The sequence below is a fragment of the Rubrobacter tropicus genome (genome assembly GCF_011492945.1).
Lineage (GTDB): Bacteria > Actinomycetota > Rubrobacteria > Rubrobacterales > Rubrobacteraceae > Rubrobacter_D > Rubrobacter_D tropicus.
The window spans coordinates 1,114,553-1,141,044 of sequence record NZ_CP045119.1; the positions used below are offsets into that span (position 1 = coordinate 1,114,553).

The following is a 26,492-nucleotide window of genomic DNA, read 5'->3' on the forward strand; positions in this document are numbered from 1 at the left end:
CGGCCAATGGAAGAGCAGCGCAAGAGCCGGGAGATGGAGGAGCTCGAAGGCAAGGTCCGCGAGCTCGAAAAGATCGCGGGCACTCTGGGCGACGTGCCCGACGAGGAGCTGGCCGACACCCTGGCAGGCGCCGTGGAGCTTCTGGGTGAGATCAACGCCCGCATAGAGGCCCGGGTCGAGGCGGCGGGCGAGGAATCGCGCGAGGCCGACTCGCTGCTCTCCGGCGTTGACTTTGGTCCGTTCGACGAGGCGCTCGAAGACCTGGAGCGCAGGGAGAGGAGCCCCGGTGGGCCCCGCCCCTGACCTTGCGTCCAGGGTGCGCGAAGCGGCCCTCCTCGAAGGCGACTTCGTCCTCTCGAGCGGCAAGCGCAGCTCCTTCTACGTCGACAAGTACCTCTTCTCGACCGAGCCCGCCCTGTTGCGCGACATCGCCGCGGCGCTCGCCGAGAGGCTTCCGCCCGGCGTGGACCGGCTCGCAGGGGTCGAGCTCGGGGCGGTACCGCTCGTGGTGGCGACGGCGCTGCGGACGGGGCTGCCGTACGTGATCGTTCGCAAGGCCGCCAAGGAGTACGGCGCGTCCGCGGGAGAGGCCGTCGAGGGCGTGATAGAAGCCGGCGAGAAGGTGGTCCTGCTGGAGGACGTGGTCTCGACCGGAACCCAGGCCGTCAAGGCGGCCGGGGTGCTCGACGCGCTCGGCGTGGACGTGGTCGAGGTCGTGGCCGTGCTCGACCGCCGGGAGGAGCCCGGCCCAAAGCTGGGCGGATTTTCCTTTCAGAGCCTGCTTAAGATAGATGAACTGCGGGTAGGAAAAGGGGATTGAGGCCACAAAAGGCCTCTGGTATAGTCCCCCGGATAGTTTTGGGGAAGGCAGTGCAGGCAGAAAACGGAGGCAGACCGAAAGATGAACAAGACGCAGCTGATCGAGAAGATCGCCGACGAGGCGAACGCCTCGAAGAGCGACGCCCAGAAGTTTTTCGAGGCCTTCCAAGAGGTGGTCCAGTCCGAGCTCAAGGCGGGCAACCAGATCCAGATCACCGGCTTCGGCAAGTTCTATGTCCAGGAGCGCGACGCCCGCCAGGGCATCAACCCCCAGACGAAGCAGCGCATAAACATCCCGGCCTCGAAGGTCCCGAAGTTCACGGCGGGCAACGCCCTCAAAGACCACATAAAGTAACCGAACGCGAACCAGCCGAGGGCCGCCGGGCAACCCGCCCGGCGGCCCTTTTGCATGCCCTGAGCCCCGGCGGATCGGCTTGAGGGCGCTCGCCCAAGCAGCCAGGCGCAAGGAGAGCCCGCTCGTGGTGGGCCTTGACCCCGCGCCCCTGCGCTTCCCGGGGGAGCTTCGGGATCTGGCGGAGGCACAGGCCACGCTGGAGTTCTGCCTGGGCATCCTCGAGGCCGTCGAGCCCTACGCCGCGGCCGTAAAGCCCCAGGTCGCGTTCTTCGAGCGTCTGGGCCCCGAGGGGATGAAGGTCTACGCGGCTCTCGTCTCGGCCGCCAGAGACCTCGGCCTGCCCGTGATCTCGGACGCCAAACGCGGGGACATCGGCCCCGTCGCCGCCGCTTACGCCGAGGCCCACCTACGCCTCTACGGCGCCACGTGCGTAACCGTGAACCCGTACATGGGCTCGGACGCCGTCCTCCCCTTCCTCGAAGAAGCGCGCCGCCGGGACGCGGGCGGGGGCGTCTTCGCCCTCGTCGCCACCTCCAACCCCTCGTCAGGGGAGATCCAACAGGCGACCGACCCGCCACTCCACGAAGTCGCCGCCCGCCTGGTCGCGAACCTCGGCCAGAGGGACGGCGACTACCTCGATTGCGGGGCCGTCGTCGGCGCGACCCGCCCCTCCATCGGCCGCCGCGTGCGCGAGCTCCTCCCCGACGCGCTCTTTCTCACCCCCGGCTACGGTGCCCAGGGCGGGGGCGCCCCCGAAGTAGTTCCCCTGCTCGACGCCCGTGGCGCCGGTGTCCTCGTCAACAGCAGCCGAGCCATCCTCTACGCCCACGAAAAGACATCAACGGACTACCGCCACGCCGCCAGCGAAGCGGCCCGCCAGGCCCGCGACGACCTCCGCCACGCCGGCGTACGTTGTTAGCACGCCGGCTTCGCCGGCTTTCAGCCCGCTCCGCCCTCCGGGCTCCGCCCTCCGGGCTCCGCCCTCCGGGCTCCGCTCTCAGCACGCTCCGGCTTCGCCTCCGCTTTCAGCTTTCGCCGCGCAAGGCCCGACATGGCCGCGCATCGCGCGGCGGTCGAGGTGTCGCGGAGCGTAGCGTCCACAGACGACTTGCCGAAAGCCGCGAAGCGGCGAGCCGAAAGTCCCCGGAGGGGACGTGCTGACGAGGCGCGAAGCGCCGGGCTGAAAGCTCGCGAAGCGAGCGTGCTGCGGGCCGCTCCGCGGCCCGCTAGAACAGGTGTGCTACGGAGACTACGGTCACGAGCACCGTCGCCAGCGCGACCACCGCGCCTATTAGTTGAACCACCGTCTCTCTGGTCATGTGCGGTCCTTTCGGGTAGCTAGTCGTTTCGGAGGGCCGTCTGGCCGCCTTCCCCGTCTTTCTCTTCGAGGGCTGCTTCGATCTTTGTCTTGAGGGCGTCTTCGTAGCCTTCGCCGTGCTGGTCTTCCCCGAGCACCCACCAGATGACGCCGTCCCGCACCACGAAGAGCCTGGGCACGCGCTTGACGTTGTAGAGGGAGGCGAGCCTTCCGGTCGGGTCGTAGAGGCGGTCGTATGGGGCGTCCACGTCCTCCCTGGCGCCGTTGACGTAGACGACGGCGAAGGAGGCTTCGTCGCCGTACTCGCGGGCGACCTCGAGGAAACCGGGGCGGGCCCTGTTCGAGTTCTGGTTGAGCGGGCTCCAGAAGGCGAGCACGTAGACGCCTTTGTCGGAGAGCTCGAACCGGCTTCCTTCCACGTCCCTGGCCGTAAAGCTCTTGGCCGTCGAGCCCACGTTCGGCTCGGGCGCCGCGAGCGTCAGGTTGCCGGTCCCCGTCTCCGCGCCGCCAAAGGAGCGATAGAAAAGGGAAAGGGTGAGCACCAGCAGGGCCACGAGGGCCAGCCGCTTCACGAGGAGTCCGGACCATAAAATAGGGAACGCACGACACGAGAATTGTATATGCTCGGGTCTCCCTTGTCGTGCGGCCCGAATCGTCGTAGCCTCTGTACTCCCGTGCCGAAACCCATAGACATCCGGCGCGCGGCCCTCACCGCCGCGCTCGCTCTCTTCGTCCTCCCGTGGACGGCGGGCGGCGCGTGGGCCCAGGACGACGCGGCGAGGGAAGTGCCGGCGCTCGAGGTGTCGGCCGGGGCCTGGGCCGTGACCGACCTCGAGAGCGGCGAGTACCTGGCGGGGAATAACGCCTCAAAAGAGGTTCCGATGGCCTCTACCACCAAGATCATGGCGGCCCTCGTCGCCCTCGAGGCGGATCTGGACGAGGAGGTGACGGTCTCGGAGGAGGCCGCCGCCTTCGCCGTCCCCGCCTACAGCAACGTCGGCCTCGCGCCGGGCGACGTGTTGAGCGCGCGGGAGCTGCTGATGGCCTCCATGATCTCCTCCGGCGACGACGCCGCATACGCCCTGGCCGAACACATCGGAGACGGCAGCGTCGAGAGCTTCGTCGGCATGATGAACGAGAAGGCCGAAGAGATGGGCCTGCGGGAGACCAGCTTCGAGAACCCGGTGGGTTTCGACGCCCGCGGCCACCACACGAGCGCCGGGGACCTCGCGAAGATGACGCGGGTGGCGATGCAGAACCCCGCCTTCAGGGAGATGGTCTCGACCCAATACGCGACCATCGCCACGCCCTACCGGGAGATACCCTTGACCAACACCAACGAGCTGCTCTTCGCGTACTCGCCCGCCACGGGCGTCAAGACGGGGACCACGCCGGCCGCGGGCGAGAGCCTGGTCTCCTCCGCCGCGAGCGGGGACGAGGCGTACGCCTTCGTGATCCTCGACGCCGGCGAGGACAGGTTCGGGGCCTCCGTCCGGGCCTTCGAGCACGCCTTCGCCGCCTACGACCGGACGGACCTCGTCGTCGGGGGAAAGAAGTACGCGGGGTCCGACGTGCCATACCGCAGGGACGAGCGAATAGAACTCGTCGCGGCCGAGAGCGTGGAGGGTCTCGTGGACGCCAGCCCGAGGGTGGAGCGGGAGATCACGGTGACCAAAGATTTGCCCCCTTCGGCCCGTCCCGGGACGAGGCTCGGGGAGGTCGTCGTCAAGGTCGACGGGGAGAGGGTTGGGGAGAGCCCGCTCGTGGCCCGGAGGGGGTACGAGGAGGCCTCGCTGTGGGAGCGGGTGTGGTATACCGTCGAAGGGGTTTTCGCGTAGAGGGAAACAGTAGGGGAAGAGGAGAAGGCATGATCCTGACCGTCACCCTAAACGCCGCCGTCGCCCGCACGCTGGTCGTACCGAGCCTGACTCTAGGCCACCGCCACCGCGCGCCCGAAAGCGTCACGCTCGCCGGCGGAAAAGGCATAAACGTCGCCCGTTCGTTGCGCACCCTGGGCGTGCCTGTGCTCGCCGCCGGGTTCGCCGGCGGGCGCAACGGGGACGCGATCCGGGACGGGCTTTCGGAGGCCGCCATACCCTTCGACCTCGTAGAGATAGAGGGCCATTCCAGGACCTCGACGGCCATCGTCGATCCCATGTCCGGCGCGCAGACCGAGATCAACGAGTACGGACCCTCCGTCAGCCCCGCCGAGGCGAGGGAGTTCTCCCGCCGCCTCGAGCATCTGATGGAGTACGCAACTGCCGTCGTCTTCGCCGGCAGCGTCCCGCCGAACATGGAGGAGAGCTTCCTCGTCGGCCTCGTGCGCCGCTCGCGCGAGCGCGGCCTCTACACTGTGGTCGACTCCCCGCCATCGACGCTCCGGGCCGCGCTCAAGGCCGACCCCTCGCTCGTCAGCCCCAACCAGAACGAGGCCGAGAGCGTCGCCGGCTTCGATTTCATCGAGGAGTCGGACTTCCCCCTGGGCCTCTCCAGGCTCGTCGAGATGGGCGCCGCCGACGCGTGCATCACCTCCCCCGAGGGCCGCTCCTACCTGTCTACCGAAGGCGGCATCGTCTCGGCCCTGGCGCCCCGGATAGAGGCCGTCTCGAACATAGGCAGCGGCGACGCCTACCTCGCCGGCCTGCTCGCGGGCCTCCTGCACCGGGATCTCCCGCCCGTCGAAGCCGTCCGCCTCGCCGCCGGCTGCGCCGCCGCCAACGCCGAAACCCTGGGCGCAGGCCACTTCGAGGCCCGCCGCGCAGAAGAGCTCGCCGACTCCGTCCAGGTGGAAGTACTCGACCGCAGTCTTCAAGAGAGCTTTTAGCTGTCAGCGGTCAGCTTTCAGCTTCTTGTGCTGGTGAGAAGGTTTCTGTTCACCCAAGCCAAGATGCGGGGTTTTCGGCCGGTCTTCGCGGGGTTTTCTGCCTCGAAGTTGCGTCTTCACGGCCCCGGCTGACAGCTGGCGGCTGAAAGCTGACCGCTACCAGATAGCTGCTAAAATGGCGGGGTCGAAAGCCACCTTACACGAGACGGAGGTATGGGATCATGGCGGTTTCAGAGGTTACGGACGCCTCTTTCGAGAGCGACGTCCTGCGGTCCGAGAGGCCGGTCATAGTAGATTTCTGGGCGCCGTGGTGCGGGCCTTGCAAGAGGATCTCCCCGATACTCGAGGAGATGAGCGAGGAGCGCGACGACGTGCAGTTCGTAAAGCTGAACGTGGACGACAACCCGCAGACGGCGATGAGCTACAGTATCTCCAGCATACCTACCATCGCCCGCTTCGAGGGCGGGGAGGTCAAGGAGCAGGCCGTGGGCGCCCTGCCCAAGCCCCAGCTCTCGGCCCGGCTCGGCCTGTAGGAACGGGCCTTCCGGTGGGCCCAGCAATTGCCAGGAGGGGCCTTCACGGTTAGAATTCCTGGCGCGTGAGACCCGCGGGCCCCGGCCGAGCCGGGCGTCTCGCGGGCGTAGTTCACAGAGAGCGAGGAGGTACGAAAGATGAAGTTCAAGCCACTAGGTGAGCGGGCTCTCGTCCGCATCGTGGAGCGCGAAGAGACCACGGCCTCGGGCATCGTTCTGCCCGACACGGCCAAGGAGAAGCCGCAGACCGCCGAGGTCGTGGCGGTGGGCCAGTTCGAGGACGGGGTAAAGGTCAGCGAGGGCGACGTCATAGTGTTCGCCAAGTACTCCGGCACCGAGATCAGCCTCGAAGGCGACGACTACATGATCCTCGACGCCGACGACATCCTCGGCATCGTCGAGAACTAGCCCAACCGAAGAGCATCGGTAACAGGGGCGCCGGGTTCCGAGAGGACGCCCGGCGCCCCGGCTTTAGACGCACTTCGAAACCCGGTCTTCGAGACGAAAGGCAGAACGGTCCAGTACGCGCGAACGCTGAGGAGGGGAGATAGGGGACGGGAGGTCGTCGACCTCCAGACCCGCCTTCAGTCTTTGGGCTTCGACCTCGGCAACCGCGGCATAGACGGCGTCTTCCGCGAGCGAACGGAGCTCGCCGTGAAGGGTTTCCAGCGGTCGTTGGGGCTTTTGGCCGACGGTCTCGTCGGCCAGATCACCTGGCGCGAGGTCGTCGAGGCCGGCTACCGCCCGGGCGGGCGCCTCCTCTACCTCCGCCAGCCGCCCTTCCGCGGCACCGACGTCGTGGAGCTGCAGCGGATGCTAAACGACCTCGGCTTCGACCCGGGCTCCGTCAACGGCCTCTTCGACGCTAGGGCCGCCCGCGCCGTGCGCGACTTCCAGAAGAACGCGGGCCTCCAGGACGACGGCGTCGTCGACGCCGCCGTCTTCAAGACCCTGAACACCTACGCCGCCCAGACCTTGGGAACCCACCAGCTCCCCGACAAAAGCGGCGGCTACTTCCCCGAGGACCTCTTCTCCGGTACCATAGTCGTCGACGCCGCCCACGGCGGAAGAGACACGGGATACGTCGCCAAAGGCGGTCTTTCGGAGGCGGATCTCAACCTCGCCGTGGCGCACGAGATCGCCCAGATCCTGCCGGCAAAGGAGGTCCTCCTGACCAGGAGCGAGGACGAAGAAGTCTCCGCGGCCGACAGGGCCTTTCTGGCCAATTCCTCCGGCGCCAAGATGATCGTCTCCATCCACCACGCCGCCCACCACACCCCCTCGGCCTGCGGCACCGCCTCCTACTACTTCGAGCGCCTCGGCTACCGCTCCCATCGCGGCCAGATGGCCGCGACCTACGTCCAGCGCAGCGTCAGCCGCACCCTGGAGACTTGCGACATCGGCGAGTTCGGCCGCTCCTACGAAATACTCCGCGAGACGAACATCCCCGCCGTCGTCCTCGAACCGCTCTACCTGACCAATCCCGAGGAGCTAGACCTCGCCTCGGACCCCTACTACCCCGCCACCGTGGCAGAGGCCGTCGCAAGCGCCCTCGAGCTCTACGCAGGCCGGGACAAAGCTTTTATAGCTGTTTAGCTTTCAGCGGTCAGCTATCAGCTTCTGGCAGTTCGATTCGCTGCCGGGGTACGCAGACGGTGATCCGAAATCACATAGAGTTGCGGACGTGGAGAGGTTGTCAGTGGGCGGGTGCGCCAGAGATGACTTGCTGAAGGCTGACAGCTGATAGCTGACTGCTATAATGTCCGCTCAGTCGGGACGTAGCGCAGCCTGGTAGCGCGCCTCGTTCGGGACGAGGAGGTCGGAGGTTCGAATCCTCTCGTCCCGACTCTTTGTAACAGGTGGACATCTCGCCCCTGGTCTCGCGATTCTCTGTGTCAGGTCCGTCCTTGGCCTGCCTTCACCAGGGTATTGGGCTCCGATCCCGAAAGATGCCGCCGTTCGGACCGTCGGAGGGCAGCGTCGCGAGCCAGAGGAGGATGTGCACGGCCTCTTCGGTGGAACCGGGGACGCCCGCGCCTCCCATGTTGGTGCGGACCCAGCCGGGGCGCATCGCGTTGGTATCCAAGACGCCTTCGAGCGCGGGGATGCGCAGCGGTGGGCTCGTATTTGAACCGCTCGGCGCCCTCCACGTAGAACCGGACAATACCCCGAGAGGGGGCTGTCTTTCTCGTGGATGATAGGGATTCTCGGGTGTCCACCAAGAAAACTACGAAATTAGTCCGTTCGGGGGATGTTCACGTCTCGGATCGAGCACATGATACTTATGTATCATAAAAGTGTCGGAGGCTCCCCTTAGCCTCAGAAAGGAGCTGTAGGGATGCGGCGCGCGATTCTCTTGCTCGCGATGTTGCTGGCGATGATACTGGTTATCGGGTCGGCCTTGCCGGCTGCTGCCGCCAATACGAAGGTCGTCAAGAAGACCTTCAGCAGCACGCAGCCGATCACGATCCCCGCTGGGGCCCCAGGTGCTACGAGCGGTGCAGCGGCACCCTACCCCTCGGAGAAAAGCGCCGGCGGCTTCAACAGGGGCAAGATCCTCGACGTGAACTTGAGATTGAAGAACTACACTCACACCTTTCCCGACGACGTGGACGTGATGCTCTCGCACCGGGGAGTGAACCGTACGGTATTGTCCGACGTGGGCGGACAACTCGACGTCAGCAACATCACTCTAGCCCTCGACGACGAGGCGGCGAGCCCGCTGCCCGACAGCACCCAGCTCACCGGCGGCGCGTTCGATCCCACCAACATCGGAGCCACCGACACCTTCCCGGCCCCGGCGCCAACCCCGAGTGGGCTACCGGCACTCTCCGGGTTCGATGGCAGGAACCCCAACGGCCTCTGGAAGCTGTGGGTTGTGGATGACGCTGGCGGCGATGTGGGGCAGTTCGCCGGCGGTTGGAGCATCACGATCAAGGCCAGGGTCAGAACCTAGAAGCCCAGTCGAGGCGGGCAAAGGGCATTAGGCTCTTGCCCTTTCCTCGTGCCCACGCAAATCTCCTATTAGCGCTCGTCGGCCCCCTGTTCGGCCCACGTCCGTCGTAGCACCCGCAGCCAGTTCTCGTGCGCGAGCTTCCGTAGCTCCGCCTCACCGTAGCCGCGCTCCCCCAGGGCGGCGAGCAAATTCGGCAGCCCCGAGACGTCCCCGATGGCCTCCGGCACCCTCGCCCCGTCGAAGTCAGACCCGAAGCCGACCCGGTCGATGCCGACCCTATCCACGAGATGATCCACGTGGCGTACGACCGTCGAGAGCGGCGTGTCCGCGTCATCCTTGCCATCCTCCCTCAAGAACGTGACGGCGAAGTTGACGCCGACCATGCCGTCCGAATCTTTTATGGCGTCGAGCTGGCGGTCCGTGAGGTTGCGGGTCGAGGGGCAGAGGGCGTGGGCGTTTGAGTGGGTGGCGACGAGCGGGGCCTCTGAGAGGCCGGCGACGTCCCAGAAGCCGTTCTCGTTGAGGTGGGAGAGGTCTACCAGGACGCCCAGCCGGTTGCACTCTCGGACGAGCTCCTTTCCGGCGTTGGTCAGACCGGGTCCCGTATCCGGGGAGCCGGGGAATCGGAAAGGGACGCCGCTCGCGTAGGCGTTCGGCCTGCTCCACACCAGGCCGAGCGAGCGCAAGCCCGCGGCGTAGAACTCTTCGAGTCCTCCCGGTTCCGGCCCGAGGTTCTCGGCGCCTTCGAAGTGGAGGATGGCCGCGAGCACGCCGTCCCGGAGGCGGTCCTCGACCTCTTTCGCGGTCCTGACCACCTTCAGGCTTCCTTCCGACTCCGCTTCGAGCCGGAACAGGAGCTTCGTCATCGCGTCGGCGAACCCGCTGGCGTAGTCGGGGTCCAGCGGGGGAGAGCCGGCGACCTCGTAGCCACTCTCCGTAATCTTCAGCGCCGATTCCTCGTCCCAACCGGCCTTCGGGTCCGGGGGCGCGAAGCAGGCGAAGAACCCGCCGCCGAAGCCGCCTTCGAGGGCGCGGGGCAGGTCGATATGACCCGTCTTGCTCCGTTCGAAGAAGCCGCGTCCCTGGCCGCGTTTGCGGAGCAGGAGGTTCAGCAGCGTGTCGTTGTGGCCGTCGAGGACGGGTATGAGATCCATCCGGCCGATGATACAGGCCTATCCGGCCCCCGGCACAAAAAAGCGGGACCGCGCGAAGCGGCCCCGCCCTGGAGGCTACAGGAGGTCGCCTCCCTCGGAGGCTCTCAGGTCTTTAGGCATCGAGGGGTACGAAGTCGAAACTCTGCCGCGCACACGCACCCCTGAAGCCCAAAACCCGTGGCCTGACACCTCCCTAGTACTTGGGTACGCTGGGGTCGATCTCCTCGCTCCAGGCGGTGATGCCGCCCTTGACGTTGTAGACGTTCTGAAAACCGGCGTCCTGCAAAAGTTTGACGGCCTTGGCGCTCCGCCCGCCGGTCTTGCAGTGGATGGCAAAGTTCTCGTTCTGGTCGAACTCCGCGAGGCGTTGCGGCAGCTCGCCGAGCGGCACGAGCTTCACGCCGATGTTGGCGACCTCGTACTCGTGCGGCTCGCGCACGTCGAGCACGTTGATGTCCTCGCCGTTGTCGAGCTTGCTCTTGAGGTCCTGCACCGTGATCTCCGGCACGCCGTTCTTCTCTTCGGTGGCGTTCGCCTGCGGGATGCCGCAGAATTCCTCGTAGTCGATGAGCTCCGTGACGGTCGGGTTCTCGCCGCAGACGGGGCAGCCCGGGTCCTTACGCAGCTTCATCTCGCGGAAGCTCATGCCGAGGGCGTCGTAGAGCATCAGGCGCCCGATGAGCGGCTCGCCGATGCCGAGCAGGAGTTTGACGGTCTCGGTTGCCTGCACGACGCCTATGGCGCCGGGGAGGATGCCGAGGACGCCGCCCTCGGCGCACGAGGGGACGAGGCCCGGCGGCGGGGGCTCGGGGTAGAGGCAGCGGTAGCAGGGGCCTTCCTCGGCCCAGAAGACGCTCGCTTGGCCCTCGAAGCGGAAGATCGAGCCGTAGACGTTCGGCTTGCCGAGCAGCACGCAGGCGTCGTTTACGAGGTAGCGGGTCGGGAAGTTGTCCGTGCCGTCCACGATCACGTCGTAGTCGGCGAAGATCTCCAAAGCGTTCTCGCTCGTAAGCGCCTCTTCGTGAACCCTGACCTCGACGTTGGGGTTGATGTCTTTGATCTTGTCGTAGGCGCTCTCGACCTTCGGACGCCCGACGTCGGAGGTGCCGTGGATGATCTGGCGCTGCAGGTTCGACTCGTCGACCACGTCGAAATCGACGATGCCGATGGTCCCGACCCCCGCCGCCGCGAGGTACAAGGCGAGCGGGCTCCCAAGCCCGCCCGTGCCAACGGTGAGCACCTTGGCGGCCTTGAGCTTCTTCTGCCCGTCGAGGGCGACCTCGGGCATGATGAGGTGGCGGCTGTAACGGGCTATCTCGTCGTTGGAGAGCTCGACAGCCCCGTTGGGCGACTGCACTAACGGTTCGCGCGTCTGCATGATCTTAGAACCTCTTTGTAGAAAGTTAGTCTTCGGTGGCTCGGGGGCTGCTGCCTAGAGACATCGCCCTTCGGCGACGCCCCCGGCGATGGAGGGGATTATGGAGAGCTCGTCCCCGTCGGCGACCTCGGTCTCGGGGCCGTCGAGGTAACGGATGTCCTCGTCGCCCTTGTACACGTTGACGAACGAGCGCAGCTTGCCGTCGCCGGTGTAGAGGTGCTGCTTGAGGTCCGGGTACTCGGTGGCGAGGTTGCCGAGGGCGTCGCCGGCGGTGCCGCCGCCGACCTCGACCTGGGACTCCCCGCCGGTGTACTGCCTCAAGGGCGTTGGGATCTTGACCTTCGGCATACTATTCTCCTTCTCTCTTCTTAACCTACTATTGGCTCTTCGTCGTACCCGGAACGGTCGTTCTTGAGCAGCCACGACCGCATATCCTGGACGCTCTCCCGGCCGACGGAGGCTATCACGTAGGAGTAGCCGGGCCAGGCGTGGTCCCTGTCGTACTCCGAAGGCTCGGCCGGGTGGTCCGGGTGGGAGTGGTAGAAGCCGAGCACGCCCATCTCCCGCTCCTCGGCCCGCTCCTCGAACTCCTTGATCTTCAACGGTTCGATCAGGAACCGCCTGGACCGCTCCTCCTCGTGCGTGTTTTCGGCCCGCCACACGTCGACGACGACCTTCGTCCCGCCGGCGTCGATGCCGACGAGCGCCCCCGCGCATTCCTCGGGGTACGCCTCAACGGCGTGCTCGTGGATGCGCTCGACGTCCCCCGCGCCTATCTTGAGGGCCACGCTAGTCTTCCCAGAAGTTGTCCGAGAGGTACTTGTCGGCCCCGTCGCACAGGATGGTGACGACCGTGCCGGACTCGCCGGCGGCCTCCATCTCCCTGGCCACTTCGAGCGCCGTCGCGACGGCGGCCCCGGCGGAGATGCCGATGAGGATGCCCTCCTCGCGGGCGACGCGCTTGACCATGTCGTAGGCGTCCTCGGTCGCGGTGGCCCGGTTCTCGTCCGCGATGGTGGGGTCGTAGATGGGGGGCACGATCGCGCTCCCCATGTGCTTCATCCCCTCCAACCCGTGAAACGCCCCGTCGGGCTCGAACGAGACCACCCGTACCTCCGGGTTGAGCTCTTTCAGGCGCGTCGCCGTTCCGACGAACGTCCCGCTCGTGCCAAGGCCCGCCACGAAGTGCGTGACCTCGCCCTCGGTCTGCTCCCAGATCTCGGGCGCCGTGCTCTCGTAGTGGGACTTCGGGTTCGCGGGGTTGGAGTACTGGTCGGGGTAGAAGTACCGCTCCGGGTCCTCAGCGTAGAGCCGCCTGGCCTCCCTGATCGCCCCGTCGGAACCCTCGCCGGGATCTGTCAGGACAAAGTCCACGCCGTAGGCCCTCAGGATCTTCTTGCGCTCCTCGCTGGCGTTCTTGGGCATGCAGAGCTTTACCTTGTAGCCGAGGGCAGCCCCGATCCAGGCGTAGGCGATGCCCGTGTTCCCGCTCGTCGCGTCGAGGATGGTCTTCTCCGGCGTGAGCGTGCCCCGCATCTCGCCGTCCCGGATCATCCACAAAGCCGGCCGGTCCTTTACGGAACCGCCGGGGTTGTGCCACTCCGCCTTGCCCAGGATCCTCACCCCTGGCGTCTCTGCCGAGATGGACGGCAACTCCAGAAGCGGCGTGCCCCCGACGAGTTCCGTTACGTTCGTTCCGGTCCGTTTATTAATCCGAGTAATCATGTCGGGATTGATTATACAGGGTGATGATTCAGCGTCCAGAGAAGACGGGTCTTCGCCAAGAAAAGTAGCCGGGCGGTCGAAATAGTGACCTGCCCGGCTATGGTTGGTGCGTTGGGCGGCATTATACGGAAGCCCGTGTTACGAATCTATAGCGAAACGACGAATTATCCTAAAGCGTCGAGAATTTCGGCCAGGTTTCGGCGACGGCAGGTAAAGATGGGGGTGTCGAGCTCGGTGTAGGAGCTCGCCTCGCTCTCGCGGAGCTCCATCATCAGATCCTGGAACTTTTCCGGGGACTCGGCCTCGAAGGAGAGTATGAACTCGTAGTCGTCGATGCCGAAGCAGTAGGCCGTGTTGTTCTTTACCGGGTAGTGCTTGCGGCCTACGTGCATGTGCTCGTTCATCATCCGCTGGCGCTCCTCCAGCGGCAGCCGGTACCACTCGCGGGTCTTCACGAACGGGTAGACGAAGATGAACTCCCCCTCGCCCGGGACGATGTAGCGGCGGTTCTCCCAGCCGGGCGTGTGCTCGCCGACGTAGATCGAGCGCCTGGAGAGGCCGAAGTACGAGTACGAGACCGTCAGGTACTTGCCGAGCCCGCTCCGCATCAGGGCCGACTGCAGACCTTCGAAAGCGTCGAGGTCGTAGCCGATCTTCCACAGCATGAAGTCGGCGTCGGACCTGAGCCCCATAAGCGAGAAGGACCGCAAGAGCATCTCTCCGCCGTGCTCCTCGAAGGCCGCGAGGAACTCCTTCTTGCCCGCCTCCCGCTCCTCTTCGGGTAGCCGGCGCCAGAGCGGGTCGAGCTTGAAGAAGACGTAGTTGACGTACTGGGCTGGGAGCTTCTCTTCGTGAGCCTCCTGCTGGCGTGGCGTTGTCTCGGTCATCGGTACTCCCTTTCGAAGCTTCAGGTTTCAGGCTTCAGGTGTGCTGACGGACGCGTTGTGCGCTCGTGCCGCTCTCTGCTCGGGCGCCGGTTCCAGCCCCGCGTATTCGCCGCAGGACACGACTTACCCTTTTCCTGAAGCCTGAAGCCTGCCGCCTGAAGCCTCCAAACCAAAGTTGTTCTCGTACAACTCGGCCACCCGGCGAAGTTCCTCGTCTGTGAGATCCGGCGTCTCGCTCGTGGCGGCGAACTCTTCTATCTGCTCCTCGTCGTAGATGTTCGGAAGTGTGGAGGCGACCTCGGGGGAGGCGAGGACGAACTTGAGGGCGGCCTGGCCGAGGGTGCGTTCGCCGGAGTCGGTCAGGAAAGAGAGTCGTTCGACCTTTTTGAGGCCCGTTGTCAGCCATTCCTTTGGGCGGTGGCGGCGGTGGTCGTTGGGGCCGAAGGTGGTGTTCTCGTCGTAGTTGCCTTCGAGCATACCGGAGGAGTGGGGGACGCGGACCACGAGGGAGGTGTCCGTGTCACGGGCGGTCTCTATGAGGTCGCGGCCGGGGTCCTGTTCGAGGATGTTGTAGATCATCTGCACGCAGGCGAGGTCCCGTTCGCGCATCATCTTTACGCCCTCGTCGCGCCAGCCGATCTTCGGGCCGAGGGCGGCGCCGTAGGCCCGGATCTTGCCCTCCTCCTTGAAGGTCTCCATGAGCGCGAAGAGGTCGTCGTTCTGCGCGGCGTCCATCTTGGTGTTGTGGAGCTGGAGGAGGTCTATGTATTCCGTGTCGAGCCTCTTCAGGCTCTGCTCAAGGGCGAAGCGGAGAAAGTCTTCGGACCAGTCCTGGGGGCGCTCCTGCTGGCCGCGGCGGGCCGTGTGGTTGTAGAAATCGTAGCCTATCTTGGTCGAGATCACGACCTCGTCGCGCATGTGGCCGAAGGCTTCGGCGAGCAGCGTCTCGCCCTTGCCGGAGCCGTACGTGTCGGCCGTGTCGAAGTAGTTGATGCCCCGCTCGTGGGCCTGGCGCAGGAGCCGGACGGAGCGGTCGTCGACGACCTCGCCCCACCAGCCGGTCGAGACCGTCCACACCCCGAACCCGACCTCCGAAACGGATATGTCGGTGCCGCCAAGGTTACGGTATTTCATCTCTGCCTCCCGTGCTTTTGCCACGCTACGCGGTTGCCTATATAAACCACATTCTATCCGGCTATACCGTGGCCTTTTTCTCAACCGTCCGGTCTATAATCGCCGCGTGTCCGCCGGGCTTCCATCTTCGTCTTCTTGATCGCGCGCTACGCGGGCGGGGAGACGGGCGCGCGGGCGGCGGCCAGGGCCGGGTCAGTGGTGGTCGTCGTCGACGCTTTCCGGGCGAGCACCACGATCGCGGTCCTCGTCTCAAGGGGCGCCCGCGTGATCCCGGTCGCCTCCATCGAAGAGGCGGCCGCGGCACCCGCCGACCTGCGCATCGGGGAGCGGGGCAGCGCGAAGGTCGCCGGCTTCGACTTCGGAAACTCGCCGACGGAGATTCTGGCTGCGAGAGTGCCACTGGGCGCCACCGTCGCCCTCTCTACCACGAACGGAACCAGGGTGGTGGAGGCCGCCGCGGGCTCTCCCGCCGTCTACGCCGCCGCTTTCGTGAACGCCGGAACGATGGCCGAGGAGCTGGCCGAAATCGAAGACGTGACGGTGGTCGGTTGCGGCTGGGAGGGGGGCCGGGCTTCGGAAGACGAAGACGCGGCAGGGGCGATCCTGCACCGCCTGGAAGGAAGGGGCGCCACGCTGGACGCGCGGGCCCGGCGCGTGGTAGATGGGTACCTGCGCCGTCCAGCGGGGTCCTTGCGTTCCAACAGCGCGGCCAGGCGTCTCAAGCGCCTGGCGTACGAGAAAGACCTGGAATTCTGCCTCTCGGAGGACACGGTGCCGGTCGCGCCGCGGCTCGTGGACGGCGCGTTCGCAAAAGGATAAACGGGGCGCGCAATCTCTGGCCGGGGGGCCAACCGAAAAGGCGAAATTCATCCTTGACACGGAAGTGGTGCGGCTTTACTCTGCAGTTAGCCAGGGCGGATCAAATGTTACAAGCTCCGCCCAACCTGGGAAGAGAAGGAGGTGAAACGAATGACGATGATGATCTCTCACGAGAAGACCCGCGAGGTCACCCGCGAGGACGTGGACCGGGCTATCGACGTGATCGAGCGCCACCTGGAGAAGGAGGCGAGGACCCGCAACCTGCTCGACGAGCAGGCGATCATGCGCCCCAAGGACCTGTGCAAGCAGCAGGGCCTCGACATGGTCGCGGAGCTGCGCGGCATGATGTAGGACGCTTCATCCAAAAGCTTATGAACGGGAATGCACAGTAAGGTTCCTGGTCGAAAGACATCCAGGGGCTGTCCATCCCCCTTCACGAGGCTGAGAGAGGGTCGGGTCTTCCCGGCCCTCTTTTGTTGCTCCTCCCTTCGGTCGTCGCGCACGCTCCGGCTTCGCCTACGCTTTCAGCACGCTGCGCCCTTCGGGCTTCGCTTTCGGCACGTTCCGGCTTCGCCTCCACTTTCGGCACGCAGCCTTCGGCTGCTTTCAGCTTTTGTGGGGCTTAGCCGGCTGCGTGGCGCTATACTTCTGGCTCGGAGAGGAGAGACGATGGCTTCGGGCGCGGCTGGTCGGCTTCAGGTGGTGGGGCGTTTGATCGCGGTGACGGGGGCGGTAGTAACGTTTGCCGTCACGGTGTGGTACGCGCAATACCTGATCCAGTATGCGCTCTCCCACGGGGCGTGGGGTGGGGCAGGGTTGTATCCTGTAGTTTTCGCCCTGCGGCTCGCTGTCGCGGGCTGGGTGGTGTGGGCAGCTCTCGGATCCGACAGGTTCGTCCTCTTGCGGGTCTTGCTCGCGGCCTTTGGGGTCTCTTTCATCTTCCTGTACGGTTGGTATTACATGCTGATGGGGATGGACGACGCGATCTTCTACCTGGCCGTCTCCGCCGACCTCCTGTATCTGATCGGCACGCTCCCCATCGGCGGCGCCATCGTCCTATCCAGGATAGGTTCAAATCCCCGAAACAACCGCCTCGAAGCGTAGCCACCCCAAACAACCAGGCTGACAGGCTGAAAGCGGAAGCCGGAGGCTGGAGCGTGCTGCGACGACCGAAGGGAGGAGCGGAGGAGGAGGGATTCGAACCCTCGATACCCCGTTAGAGAGGTATAACACCTTAGCAGGGTGCCGCCTTCAACCACTCGGCCACTCCTCCGAACGGCGCAAGTATACCAAAGACGTTCCGCGCGTTCGATGCTACTTCTCGGGGTCTTGTATCTCTTCGAGGGCCTCCTCGTCGAGGATGTCGGGTTTCTCGTTGGCCGGTTGGGCGTCCAGGATCTGCTGGCCGGAGATCTCCTCTTTGATCCTGACGAGCGTCGCGTTGAGGGTCGCACCGAAAAGGATGGTCAGTGACGAGATGTAGAGGTAGAGCAGCAGGACTATGACCGTGCCTATCGAGCCGTAGGTCTTGTCGTAGGTGTTGAAGTCGCTGCTGAGGTAGAGGTTGAAGGCGAGGCTCGCCAGCACCCAGAGGGCTATGCCGACGAAGCCGCCCGGCGTGATCCAGCGAAACGGCTGCCCGGCGTCCGGCGCGAAGTAGAAGAGTAGGGCGACGGTGACCATCATGAACAACAGGGCCGCGGGCCACCGCGCGATGCTCCAGACAAGAATGAACTCGTCGTCCAGGGTGAACACCTCGGCTATAGCCTCCCCGATGGAGGGACCGGCGATGAGGAGCAGGGCCCCGACGAAGACCAGCGCGGAGAGGCCGAAGGTCATGAGTATCGCGATACCCTTGACCTTCCAGAAAGGCCTGGTCTCCTGCACGTCGTAGGCGCGGTTCAGGGCGTTAATGAGGGCCGAGAAGGCGCCCGAGGCGGCCCAGATCGTGCCGAGGATGCCCGCCGAGAGCAGGCCCGGCGCCGTGTCCTCGTTGCGCAGGGTTCTCTCAGTGTAGGTCTGTATGAGGTCGAAGACCTGCGGCGGCATGACGCGGCGCAGGTAGTCGAAAAGCTCGTTCACGAACTGGGGGCTCGAACTGGAGAAGGCGTCGAGGACCGCCACGAGAAAGAGGATGAAGGGGAAGAGGGCCAGGATCAGGTAGTAGGCCAACTGCGCCGCGAGCCCGAGCGCGTCGTCGCGCTGGCACTCTTGCAAGGTCGCTTTCAGCGTCTGAAAGCGCACCAGATCCCTCAAGTCGCCGAAAAAGTTCTTCAGCGAACCCCGGGCGGGCCGCCTCGCCACCGACCGGAGCTCCGCCTGCGGCATGCCTGGTTCCATGAGGCCACACCTCCTCTCCACTAAATGCTTTATTCTAGCGCTTTCGCGAAGACGCCGGCATCAGAAGGGCCGGACAGGCCCGCGGGATAATCCGCCTGGGTGGCCCGGTCGTATAAACCTCTAGATGGAAAGAGCAAAACACACCAACAGTAGTAGTCATGAGCCGCGTGTTCGGTATCCCGGGCGGGAACGGGCTATTATCCTTTGCGTGAAGGGCGGGGCCGGAAGGTGCGTTCCCGCCGGCGAGCGGAAGGGTCCGGATGGTCGATGTGGAGGACGAGATCCTGGTCCGGCGGGTGGCGGCCGGGGACGAGCGGGCGCTCGGCGTGCTCTACGACCGTTACTCCGGGCTCGTCTACGGGGCCGGGAACCGTTTTCTGGGGGACCGGGGGCTCGCCGAGGACCTGGTGCAGGACGTCTTCGTGTCCATATGGAGAAACGCCGACGGCTTCGATCCGTCGCGGGCCAGCTTCGCGACCTGGGTCTACCGCATAACCCGCAACCGGGCGACGGATCTGATCCGGCGCCGCAAGGCCCGCGTTCGGACGGTCAACGGGGACGCCCTTCCGGAGCCTGGGGAGCCCGACCCGTCTGGCGAGATCTCGCGCGGCTTCGACGTAGCTTCGGCGCTCTCGCGGCTCACCCCGGCGCACCGGGAGCTGCTCGTCCTCGCGTACTTCGACGGCCTCTCGCAGAGCGAGATCTCCCGCCGCACCGACACGCCGCTTGGCACCGTAAAGAGCCGCACCACCGCCGCCATGCGGACCCTGCGCGATCTCATGTCCGACCCGAACGAAGGCCCCACCGATGAGTGACCACCCGCAGACACGCGACCTCCTGGGCCCGTACGTCATGGGCGACCTCTCCGCCGACGAAGAACGGGCCGTCGAGGACCATCTGGAGAACTGCGCCGCCTGCGGGCAAGAGGCGGATTCCCTGCGGATCGTCCACGAGAGCCTGGCCGAGCTCGCGGCCGTGGCCGAGACCCCCCCGCCACGCCTCAAGGACCGGGCCGTGGGCGGGATGTCCGGACCGGTATCGCGTCCTGCGGCGCGCAGAATTCCGTCCTGGTTGGCCGTCGCGGCGGCCGCGCTGATCGTGGCGCTCGGCGTTGCCTACGGGACGTCACTCTTCGGAAGCGGGGAGGTCGCCGCGGCAACGCTGGAGCCGACGCGCGAGGCGCCCGGGGCCGGCGGGGAGGTCGAGATCGTGGGCGGCGGCGAGAACATGGAGGTGCGCCTGGAAGCCTGGGGCCTTCCCCCGTGCGAGCGCGAGGAATACTACGAACTCTGGCTCGTCGAGGGTGAGGAGCGCGTCAGCGCGGGCAGCTTCTCGGTTGGCGAGAGCGGCGATGTCGAGGTCACCCTAAACGCCCCCAAGTTCGCCGACTCCTACCCCCAGGTCGGCATCACCGCCGAGAAGGACAGGGACCCGAACCCCGGGGCCGCGAAGATGCTCGGCGGGAAACTGCGCCAGTCTTGAGAGCCGGTTCGGACGGGAAGGCGGAGATATGTCCAGGCCCGTGATCTTCAGCACGTCGACGTGTTCGTGGTGTAGACGCGCCAAGCGCTACTTCCGCGAGAGGGGTGTTGCGTTCAAGGAGATCAACGTAGAGAGGGACCCGGCCGCCGCTCGCGACCTCGTAAGAAAGACCGGGCAGAGCGGGGTGCCGGTCATCAAGATCGGGGGCGCCTGGATCGTCGGCTTCGACAAGGAGCGGATAGACAAGGAACTGGCCCGCAGAACTTCTTGACCCCCTAAAGCGGATCGCGGTGGCTCAATGCCACCGCGATCCGCGCGGTCAGCTTGTCAGCCCGCTGCGGCTTCGCCTCCGCTCTCAGCCATCAGCTCTATTGTTCTTGGCTGAAAGCTAGTGGCTGAAAGCTGACGGCTTCGCAAAGAGGTCGAACCTCTTTGCGAACCGCTCTAATCGGGCGCGGTTAGCAGGGGCAGGGATACGCAGACCTGCGTTCCTTGCCCCGTCTTGCTCTCCACCTCTATCCGGCCCCCGTGGGCCTGCACGATGGTTCGCGCTATGGAGAGGCCAAGGCCGTTGCCCGGTTCCCCCACGTCGGAGGCCCTGTAGAAGCGCTCGAAGACGTGCGGCAGGTCCGCCTCGGGGATGCCGGGACCCCGGTCTCTTACCTGCACGCGCAGCTCCCCGCCCTCGATGGCCGAGTCGAGGGTTATGGTCTGGCCTTCCGGCCCGTACTTCCCGGCGTTTTCGACGAGGGCGAGGACCGCCTGCTCCACCCTGGTCGGATCCGCGCGCACGATGCCGTCCCCGAAGGGCGAGACGGCGAGCGTGGCGCCGTGGCCGGCGGCCACGCTCGCGGCGCGCTTCGCGAGGCTGTTGAGCAGGGCCTTCACGGGGACGGGCTCCATCCTGAACGGTGGCGCGGAAGATTCGGAGCGGGCCAGGAAGAGCAACTCCTCCACCATCCGGGACATCGTGGACGACTCCTTGACTATCTCGGCGAGGATCTCCCCGTGCTCGCAGTCGCGGCCGAGGTCGAGCCCGACCTCGGCGTTGCCCCGGATCACGGTGAGGGGAGTCCGCAACTCGTGGGAGACCTCGGCGAGGAACTCCGTCTTGGCGCGGGCGGCTTCGGCCAGGGCCTCCTCGGCGCGCTTGCGCTCGGTGATGTCTGAGAAGGTCACCACCGCCCCGACGACCTCGCCCCCCTCCACGATGGGGGTGCTCACGAACTCGACCGGGAAGCTGGTGCCGTCCTTGCGCCAGAAGACCTCGTCGCTCGAGACGTGAACCTCCCCGTCGCGCAGGGCCGCGTAGACCGGGCATTCCTCGGGAGGGTAGGGGGCGGCGCCGGGCGTCGAATGCCTGATTATGACGTGCTGGTGGCGGCCCACGAGCTCTCCGGCCTCGTAGCCGAGCATCTTCTCGGCGGCGGGATTTGCGAACGTGGTCATCTCGCGGATGTCGAGGCCATAGATCCCCTCCCCGGCTGAAGCCAGGATCATCTCGTTCTGACGGCTCAACTTCTGGAGGATCTCCTTGTCCCTCTTGCTCCCCGTGATGTCCTGCACCTGGGCCACGAAGTACAGCGGCTCCCCGGCGGCGTCGCGCACCAGGGAGGCGCTCAGGAAGACCCATACGGGATGCCCGTCCTTGTGCAGGAAGCGTTTCTCGCCGTAGTGGTAACGAGCTTCGCCGCTCAAGAGCCGGCCCATGCCTTCGAGATCCTCCCGGAGATCTTCCGGGTGGGTGATGCTCTGGAAGTCGGTGCCGATCAGTTCCTCTTCGGCGTAGCCGGTGATCTCGCACATCGAGCGGTTTACCTGCAGCCAACGCCCCTCCGGGGAGGTGAGGGCCATCCCCGCCGCCGCCGAGTCGAAAGCGGCCCGGAATCTCTCTTCGCTCTCGCGCAGGGCCTGCTCGGCCTGCTTGCGCCGGGTGATGTCGGTCGAGATGCCCACGATGCCGCGTGGCTTGCCCGCGGCGTCGAACAGCGGGGCTTTTATGGAGGAGTAGACGTGCATGCCGTCCGAGTGAGGGGCGAACTCTTCGAACTCGACGGGCGCGCTCTCCGCGAGCACCCGCCGGTTGTTGGACTCGAAGGAGGCGGCGACCTCGGCCGGAAAGACGTCGTAGACGGACTTGCCGCGGACCTCGAAGTTGTTCAGGCCGAACAACTCTTCGAAGCATCGGTTGATGTGGACGAAACGGCTCTCGGGGCTCATCAGGTAGACGACGGCGCTTGTGTTCTGCAGGATGGCGTCGAGGCGCTCCTCGCTCTCGCGGATGGCCTCCTCGGCCAGCTTGCGCTCTGTGGTGTCCTCGTGGGCCACCACCACCCTGGGTTCGCCCGCGCCGGGGAAGGGCGTGACCCTTCCCACGAACCAGCGGCGGCCCTCCGGAGTGTGGCACGGGTACTCCATCTCGAAGTACGTCTCCCGACCGGAGATCACACCCCGTATACCCCCGGCGAAGCGCGCGGCTTCCCCGCAGCCCCGGGCCGTCGCCGAATCGCAGACCCTCAGGTAGTTGGCGCCCACGCCGCGGGAGTCGGCGCCGGGGGCGTCCCCGGCGAAGTCCGTCCAGGCGCGGTTGACCGCGACGATGCCGCCGGATGAATCCAGTATCGCTATGTGCGCGGAGAGGCTGTCTATGGTGAAGCGGGCGAGCGCCTCCGACTCGCGGAGCGCGGCCTCGACCCGCCTGGACTCGGTAACGTCGCGCGCCACGCCCTCGACGGCCACGACGTCGCCGGCCCGGTCGTAGACGGGCTTGTTGCGCTGCTCGACCCAGATCAGGGCACCATCCTTGCGCCGCCACCGCATCACCAGAGGCTCCTTGGGGGATCTCGCCGAGGCCTCGATGGGGTGCCTGCCCTCGGGATAGACCAGCTTTGTGACCAACCCGGGATCGGCGTAGTGCTCCTCTGGGGTGTAGCCGGTCATGGCGGTACAAGAGGGGCTCACGTAATCGTAGCCGGGCTCCGGGACGAAACGGTAGCGGTAGACCACGTCCCGCGAGTTTTCCGCCAGAAGCCGGAGGCGCTCTTCTTCCAGGCGCTGCCGGGCCAGGGTTTTCCAGATGACGCCCGGCCCACCCCGTAAGGCCCGCGTGCCCTCCGCCGCCAGCCGGCGGAGTGCGGTGGGGATCCTCACGAGGCGGCCCTCCAAAGGTTGAACCTCCAGTATCGAGATGGATTATACTTGGCCCGGGTTAGAGAGGTGGAAAAGATGTTGATCCTTATCGTCGAGGATGAGGCCGGGATCTCACGCTTCTTGGAGCGTGGTCTGAACGCCCACGGACACGGCGTTCTCTGCGCTTACGATGGTGAGGAGGGCGCCCGGTTGGCCGTGCAGGAGCCGGTGGACCTGGTCCTTCTGGACATCTCCCTGCCCCGACTCGACGGCCGGGAGGTGCTCCGGCGCATCCGGTTCCGGCGCCCGAACCTCCCCGTCCTGATGCTGACGGCCAAGGACGATACCCAGAGCAAGGTGGGGGCCCTGGACGCCGGGGCCGACGACTACCTGACAAAGCCCTTCGTGTTCGATGAACTCCTGGCGCGCGTCCGGGCCCTCACGCGCCGAACCGACCAGCCGGAGTCTTCGCAGATAAAATCGGAGGGCCTCAGGATAGACCTCCTCTCCCGCCACGCCTGGCTCGGAGAGCGGAGGATAGACCTCTCCGGCCGCGAGTTCGCCTTGCTCGAGTACTTCATGCGCCACTCCGGTCAGGTCCTCAGCCGGCAGCAGATCCTCTCCGCCATCTGGGAGTACGATTTCGAGCCGAACTCCAACGTGGTGGACGTGTACGTGCGCCACCTGCGCAACAAGGTCGATACCCCGGAAAGGCCGTCCCTGATCCAGACCGTCAGGGGCGCCGGATACCGCTTCGACCCCGCGTGCAGCCGATGACGACCCGGCATTGCACACAAAATACGAAGATGAAAGGGATTTAATCCCACTTTCATCGCAATTTCACGCGGGTCGTACACAATGTGCACATGTTGATCGCGGGCAGTGATTTAAACCCTACTGTAGTGTCGCCGCTGCCCGCGGTTCACAATTTTAGGATCCGGGCGCGGGCATCTTCTCTTTTCCATCTCTTCCCCCATCACCCACTCGCCCCCCCGGATTCCTGTCTGAGGGTCGATTTGGAGGTAGACGGTCGTGGTGAAGGTTTCTTTCGAAGTGTGCAGCGAGGGCGGTGCCTTCGAGGTGCTGGTAAGGGCTAGCAGCATCAGGCGCGCGGAAGAACTGGCGGCCGCCCGGTTCCCCAACAGCGTGTTGTGCGTGAACTTCCCGATAGACGGCGGGGAGTTCTTCTCGGACGCCGGTAGCGCCGAAGGGATCGACGTAGTCTTGCCTGAGGCCGCGGCGGGTTGAGCGCGCGCCGGACGTCTGGCGGGAGGCCAGGTCCGGGCGCGACCCCGAGCCGGGGCGCAGGCCGGGAGACGATAGGTTGGAGGGGCGTCGTCTCCGGCTTCGCGGTCGCCGGGTGGCCCCCGCCTGGATGGTTCGGCGGGTCCGGGCGGCGTAAAGAGGAGGGGCGGGGTTCCTAGAGACGACCCCGCCCCTCTTGCTTCCCCCTGGCGACGCCCCGTCCGCCACGTATACTCCCATTTATGAGGCTCATAGTCGCGGAGAAGCCGTCCGTCGGGCGGGACATAGCCGGCGCTTTAGGCGGGGGACGCAAGGGCAAGGGCTCGGTTACGGGAAACGGGTGGACGGTCACGTGGGCGCTCGGGCACCTGGCCGAGCTCGCGCCGCCCGACGCCTACGGCGAGGTGTACAAGAGGTGGCGGCTCGAGACGTTGCCGATCCTGCCGGAGAAGTTCAAGGTAAGGGTCACGCCCAAGACGCGGGATCAGTTCGGCGTCGTCAAGGGGCTCATGCAGGACCCTGTCGTCACCGAGGTCGTCAACGCCTGCGACGCCGGGCGGGAGGGCGAGCTCATCTTCGCGTACCTGTACGGGCTCTCCGGGTGCAAAAAGCCCGTCCTCAGGCTCTGGATCTCCTCGCTCACCCACGAGGCGATCCGCTCTGGCTTCGACTCGCTTAGAGACGGGGCCCGCATGAAACCGTTGGAGGACGCGGCCCGCAGCCGCGGCGAGGCCGACTGGGTGGTCGGCATGAACGCCACCCGCGCCTACTCCGTCCGCTTCGGCCGCCCGGGCAACGTCCTCTCCGTAGGCCGCGTCCAGACCCCCACCCTGAAGCTCCTCGTCGACCGCGAGGGGGAGATAGAGGCCTTCAAGCCCGAGAAGTTCTGGACCGTACACGCCCGCTTCGGCCGCGAGGGCGACACCTACGACGGCGCCTGGTTCAAGGGCAAGCAGAACCGCCTCGACAACCGCGAGGCCGCCGAAAAGATCTCCGAGAAGGTCCGCGGCGGCACGGGCGTCGTAAAGAAGGCCGAGAAAAAGACCGCAACCGAGAAGCCGCCGCTCCTCTACGACCTGACCGAGCTCCAGCGCCACGCCAACTCCCGCTTCGGCTTCACCGCCGAGCGGACCTTGAAGGCCGCCCAGTCGCTCTACGAGGGGAAGAAGCTGATAACGTACCCGCGGACCTCCAGCCGCTACCTCTCGGGGGACATGATCGGGGGCCTCAAAAAACGCGTCGAGGCCGCCGGCGGCCTACCCGAGCTCTCGCCCTTCGCTGAGAGGCTGCTCGATAAGCCGAAACTCCCCATCACCCCGCGCATCGTGAACGACTCGAAGGTTACCGACCACCACGCCATCGTCCCTACCAACAAGAAGTCCTCTGGGAACCTCCCATCCGACGAGGCGAAGGTCTACGACCTCGTCGCGCGGCGCTTTCTCGCGGTCTTCCTACCGGCTGCCCGCTTCGAGAACACCACAGTAGTGACGGAGGTTCGGGAAGAGACGTTCCTGAGCAAGGGGCGGGTCGTGCTGGAGGCCGGTTGGCGGGCCCTCTACCCCGGCGGCGTCGGCGGGAAGAAGGAGCAGGAGCCGCCCGTCCTGCCCCCCATAGAGGCCGGGCAGGAGTGGGACGTCAAGAAGACCGGCGTCAAGGAGGGGGAGACGAAGCCCCCGCCCCGCTACTCCGAATCGGCCTTGCTCGGGGCCATGGAGACGGCGGGCAAGCTCGTCGAGGACGAAGAGCTCCGCCAGCAGATGAAGGACTCGGGGCTCGGGACGCCGGCCACGCGGGCCGCCACCATCGAGCGGCTCATAAGGGTGGGCTACGTCGAGCGGGAGAAGAAGTCCCTGGTGCCCACTCAGAAGGGAAGGTCCCTAATCTCCCTTCTCGGAGACAGCCCGCTCGGCTCGCCCGAGCTCACCGCCCGCTGGGAGGAGCGGCTGGCGAGGATGGAGAAGGGGGCCGAGGGGCGACCGGACTTCATGGCCGACATAACCCGTTTCGCAACCTCCCTCGTCGACGAGGTCCGCGGGATGCAGGGCGAGCGTGTGGCGGCGCCAACTCGTGCCACCCGGGAGCCGCTCGGGACCTGCCCGAAGTGCGGCTCGCCCGTGATCGAGACGAAAAAATCCTACGGTTGCTCGGCCTGGAAAAAGAACCGCTGCGATTTCGCCATCTGGAAGCAGGTCTCGGGCAAACGCCTCAGCCAATCCCAGGCAAAGCAACTCCTGACCAACCGCCGCACCCCGCAGCTAAAGGGCTTCAGGAGCAAGGCCGGAAAGCCCTACTCCGCGGCGCTCAAGCTCGACGAGGACAACAAGGTAAGGCTCGACTTCGAGAGGCGCTGATCGCATCAAGACCTCAACGGGACTCCGGGATCCGCGCGGTCGG

At 65.9% G+C, this 26,492-nt stretch carries 30 protein-coding genes and 2 tRNA genes; 20 read left to right on the forward strand and 12 right to left on the reverse strand.

Annotated features, from left to right (window positions below):
* Positions 1–6: 6 nt before the first annotated feature.
* From GBA63_RS05350 to pyrF, 4 genes are all read left to right on the forward strand, one after another.
* Complete coding sequence (locus GBA63_RS05350) at positions 7–303, forward strand: hypothetical protein (protein ID WP_166174148.1); 297 nt, start codon at positions 7–9, stop codon at positions 301–303.
* On the forward strand, positions 287–820 hold the full coding sequence (pyrE, locus tag GBA63_RS05355; RefSeq protein ID WP_166174150.1) for an orotate phosphoribosyltransferase: 534 nt from the start codon (positions 287–289) through the stop codon (positions 818–820). The genes GBA63_RS05350 and pyrE overlap by 17 nt, the downstream gene beginning before the upstream one ends.
* A gap of 81 nt (positions 821–901) precedes the next feature.
* Positions 902–1,174, forward strand: coding sequence for an HU family DNA-binding protein (locus tag GBA63_RS05360; protein WP_166174152.1), 273 nt, complete (start codon positions 902–904; stop codon positions 1,172–1,174).
* Positions 1,175–1,253: 79 nt separating this feature from the next.
* Positions 1,254–2,093, forward strand: a complete 840-nt coding sequence (gene pyrF, locus GBA63_RS05365) for an orotidine-5'-phosphate decarboxylase (protein ID WP_166174154.1) — start codon at positions 1,254–1,256, stop codon at positions 2,091–2,093.
* Positions 2,094–2,512: 419 nt separating this feature from the next.
* On the opposite strand, the gene GBA63_RS05370 is transcribed toward pyrF, so the two are convergent.
* Positions 2,513–3,064, reverse strand: coding sequence for a TlpA family protein disulfide reductase (locus GBA63_RS05370; protein ID WP_166174156.1), 552 nt, complete (start codon positions 3,062–3,064; stop codon positions 2,513–2,515).
* Positions 3,065–3,166: 102 nt separating this feature from the next.
* On the opposite strand from GBA63_RS05370, the gene GBA63_RS05375 reads away from it, so the two are divergent.
* The 6 genes from GBA63_RS05375 to GBA63_RS05400 all read left to right on the forward strand — a co-directional run bounded on the left by GBA63_RS05375 (position 3,167) and on the right by GBA63_RS05400 (position 7,695).
* Positions 3,167–4,330, forward strand: coding sequence for a D-alanyl-D-alanine carboxypeptidase family protein (locus tag GBA63_RS05375; protein WP_166174158.1), 1,164 nt, complete (start codon positions 3,167–3,169; stop codon positions 4,328–4,330).
* A 29-nt stretch (positions 4,331–4,359) separates the two neighbouring features.
* A complete protein-coding gene (locus GBA63_RS05380) occupies positions 4,360–5,316 on the forward strand; it encodes a 1-phosphofructokinase family hexose kinase (protein WP_166174160.1) in 957 nt (318 codons plus the stop codon).
* A 221-nt stretch (positions 5,317–5,537) separates the two neighbouring features.
* The gene (gene trxA / locus GBA63_RS05385) at positions 5,538–5,849 is read left to right on the forward strand and encodes a thioredoxin (protein WP_166174162.1); all 312 of its coding nucleotides are present in this window, start codon (positions 5,538–5,540) and stop codon (positions 5,847–5,849) included.
* Positions 5,850–5,987: 138 nt separating this feature from the next.
* Positions 5,988–6,257, forward strand: coding sequence for a co-chaperone GroES (gene groES, locus GBA63_RS05390; RefSeq protein WP_166174164.1), 270 nt, complete (start codon positions 5,988–5,990; stop codon positions 6,255–6,257).
* Between the two features lie 126 nt (positions 6,258–6,383).
* Entirely contained in the window at positions 6,384–7,445 is a 1,062-nt protein-coding gene (locus GBA63_RS05395) for an N-acetylmuramoyl-L-alanine amidase (RefSeq protein ID WP_228282482.1), read from the forward strand.
* A 176-nt stretch (positions 7,446–7,621) separates the two neighbouring features.
* A tRNA-Pro gene (locus tag GBA63_RS05400) sits at positions 7,622–7,695 on the forward strand.
* A gap of 72 nt (positions 7,696–7,767) precedes the next feature.
* Here the strand turns inward: GBA63_RS05400 and GBA63_RS05405 are convergent.
* Entirely contained in the window at positions 7,768–7,935 is a 168-nt protein-coding gene (locus GBA63_RS05405) for a Rossmann-fold NAD(P)-binding domain-containing protein (protein WP_166174168.1), read from the reverse strand.
* Positions 7,936–8,187: 252 nt separating this feature from the next.
* Here GBA63_RS05405 and GBA63_RS05410 point away from each other — a divergent pair, with 252 nt between their 5' ends.
* Complete coding sequence (locus GBA63_RS05410; protein WP_166174170.1) at positions 8,188–8,805, forward strand: hypothetical protein; 618 nt, start codon at positions 8,188–8,190, stop codon at positions 8,803–8,805.
* Between the two features lie 68 nt (positions 8,806–8,873).
* Here GBA63_RS05410 and GBA63_RS05415 read toward each other — a convergent pair whose 3' ends face one another.
* The 7 genes from GBA63_RS05415 to GBA63_RS05440 all read right to left on the reverse strand — a co-directional run bounded on the left by GBA63_RS05415 (position 8,874) and on the right by GBA63_RS05440 (position 15,083).
* Positions 8,874–9,959 (reverse strand): dipeptidase, encoded by a 1,086-nt coding sequence (locus GBA63_RS05415; protein ID WP_166174172.1) that lies wholly within the window; start codon positions 9,957–9,959, stop codon positions 8,874–8,876.
* Positions 9,960–10,152: 193 nt separating this feature from the next.
* Positions 10,153–11,337 carry a molybdopterin-synthase adenylyltransferase MoeB gene (gene moeB / locus GBA63_RS05420; RefSeq protein ID WP_207957086.1) on the reverse strand — a complete coding sequence of 395 codons (1,185 nt, stop codon included), beginning with the start codon at positions 11,335–11,337 and terminating at the stop codon, positions 10,153–10,155.
* A gap of 54 nt (positions 11,338–11,391) precedes the next feature.
* Entirely contained in the window at positions 11,392–11,685 is a 294-nt protein-coding gene (locus GBA63_RS23085) for a ubiquitin-like small modifier protein 1 (protein ID WP_207957087.1), read from the reverse strand.
* A gap of 20 nt (positions 11,686–11,705) precedes the next feature.
* Positions 11,706–12,125, reverse strand: coding sequence for a M67 family metallopeptidase (locus tag GBA63_RS05425; protein WP_166174174.1), 420 nt, complete (start codon positions 12,123–12,125; stop codon positions 11,706–11,708).
* A 1-nt stretch (position 12,126) separates the two neighbouring features.
* Complete coding sequence (locus tag GBA63_RS05430) at positions 12,127–13,062, reverse strand: PLP-dependent cysteine synthase family protein (protein ID WP_166174176.1); 936 nt, start codon at positions 13,060–13,062, stop codon at positions 12,127–12,129.
* 164 nt (positions 13,063–13,226) lie between these two features.
* The gene (locus GBA63_RS05435; protein ID WP_166174178.1) at positions 13,227–13,949 is read right to left on the reverse strand and encodes a chlorite dismutase family protein; all 723 of its coding nucleotides are present in this window, start codon (positions 13,947–13,949) and stop codon (positions 13,227–13,229) included.
* Positions 13,950–14,072: 123 nt separating this feature from the next.
* Complete coding sequence (locus GBA63_RS05440) at positions 14,073–15,083, reverse strand: aldo/keto reductase (RefSeq protein WP_166174180.1); 1,011 nt, start codon at positions 15,081–15,083, stop codon at positions 14,073–14,075.
* Between the two features lie 135 nt (positions 15,084–15,218).
* Between GBA63_RS05440 and GBA63_RS05445 the strand changes: the two genes are divergently transcribed.
* The 3 genes from GBA63_RS05445 to GBA63_RS05455 all read left to right on the forward strand — a co-directional run bounded on the left by GBA63_RS05445 (position 15,219) and on the right by GBA63_RS05455 (position 17,006).
* On the forward strand, positions 15,219–15,902 hold the full coding sequence (locus GBA63_RS05445) for a 2-phosphosulfolactate phosphatase (RefSeq protein ID WP_166174182.1): 684 nt from the start codon (positions 15,219–15,221) through the stop codon (positions 15,900–15,902).
* Positions 15,903–16,043: 141 nt separating this feature from the next.
* On the forward strand, positions 16,044–16,253 hold the full coding sequence (locus GBA63_RS05450) for a hypothetical protein (RefSeq protein ID WP_166174184.1): 210 nt from the start codon (positions 16,044–16,046) through the stop codon (positions 16,251–16,253).
* Positions 16,254–16,571: 318 nt separating this feature from the next.
* Positions 16,572–17,006, forward strand: coding sequence for a hypothetical protein (locus GBA63_RS05455; protein WP_166174186.1), 435 nt, complete (start codon positions 16,572–16,574; stop codon positions 17,004–17,006).
* Between the two features lie 78 nt (positions 17,007–17,084).
* On the opposite strand, the gene GBA63_RS05460 is transcribed toward GBA63_RS05455, so the two are convergent.
* Positions 17,085–17,175 (reverse strand) — tRNA-Ser (locus GBA63_RS05460).
* A 41-nt stretch (positions 17,176–17,216) separates the two neighbouring features.
* Entirely contained in the window at positions 17,217–18,242 is a 1,026-nt protein-coding gene (locus GBA63_RS05465) for a YihY/virulence factor BrkB family protein (protein WP_166174188.1), read from the reverse strand.
* 260 nt (positions 18,243–18,502) lie between these two features.
* Between GBA63_RS05465 and GBA63_RS05470 the strand changes: the two genes are divergently transcribed.
* From GBA63_RS05470 to GBA63_RS05480, 3 genes are read left to right on the forward strand one after another with little or no spacing between them, the layout of a single operon-like run.
* Positions 18,503–19,057, forward strand: coding sequence for an RNA polymerase sigma factor (locus GBA63_RS05470; RefSeq protein ID WP_166174190.1), 555 nt, complete (start codon positions 18,503–18,505; stop codon positions 19,055–19,057).
* Positions 19,050–19,724, forward strand: a complete 675-nt coding sequence (locus GBA63_RS05475; protein ID WP_166179844.1) for a zf-HC2 domain-containing protein — start codon at positions 19,050–19,052, stop codon at positions 19,722–19,724. Before GBA63_RS05470 ends, GBA63_RS05475 begins: the two co-directional genes overlap by 8 nt.
* 28 nt (positions 19,725–19,752) lie before the next feature.
* Positions 19,753–19,995: a glutaredoxin family protein gene (locus GBA63_RS05480; protein ID WP_166174192.1), complete on the forward strand. Its 243-nt coding sequence runs from the start codon at positions 19,753–19,755 to the stop codon at positions 19,993–19,995.
* 173 nt (positions 19,996–20,168) lie between these two features.
* Here GBA63_RS05480 and GBA63_RS05485 read toward each other — a convergent pair whose 3' ends face one another.
* Positions 20,169–22,874, reverse strand: coding sequence for a PAS domain S-box protein (locus tag GBA63_RS05485; protein ID WP_166174194.1), 2,706 nt, complete (start codon positions 22,872–22,874; stop codon positions 20,169–20,171).
* A 75-nt stretch (positions 22,875–22,949) separates the two neighbouring features.
* On the opposite strand from GBA63_RS05485, the gene GBA63_RS05490 reads away from it, so the two are divergent.
* The 3 genes from GBA63_RS05490 to GBA63_RS05500 all read left to right on the forward strand — a co-directional run bounded on the left by GBA63_RS05490 (position 22,950) and on the right by GBA63_RS05500 (position 26,449).
* Complete coding sequence (locus GBA63_RS05490) at positions 22,950–23,630, forward strand: response regulator transcription factor (RefSeq protein ID WP_166174196.1); 681 nt, start codon at positions 22,950–22,952, stop codon at positions 23,628–23,630.
* Between the two features lie 258 nt (positions 23,631–23,888).
* The gene (locus GBA63_RS05495) at positions 23,889–24,101 is read left to right on the forward strand and encodes a hypothetical protein (RefSeq protein ID WP_166174198.1); all 213 of its coding nucleotides are present in this window, start codon (positions 23,889–23,891) and stop codon (positions 24,099–24,101) included.
* Between the two features lie 239 nt (positions 24,102–24,340).
* Positions 24,341–26,449 (forward strand): DNA topoisomerase III, encoded by a 2,109-nt coding sequence (locus GBA63_RS05500; RefSeq protein ID WP_166174200.1) that lies wholly within the window; start codon positions 24,341–24,343, stop codon positions 26,447–26,449.
* The last annotated feature ends 43 nt before the right edge of the window (positions 26,450–26,492 follow it).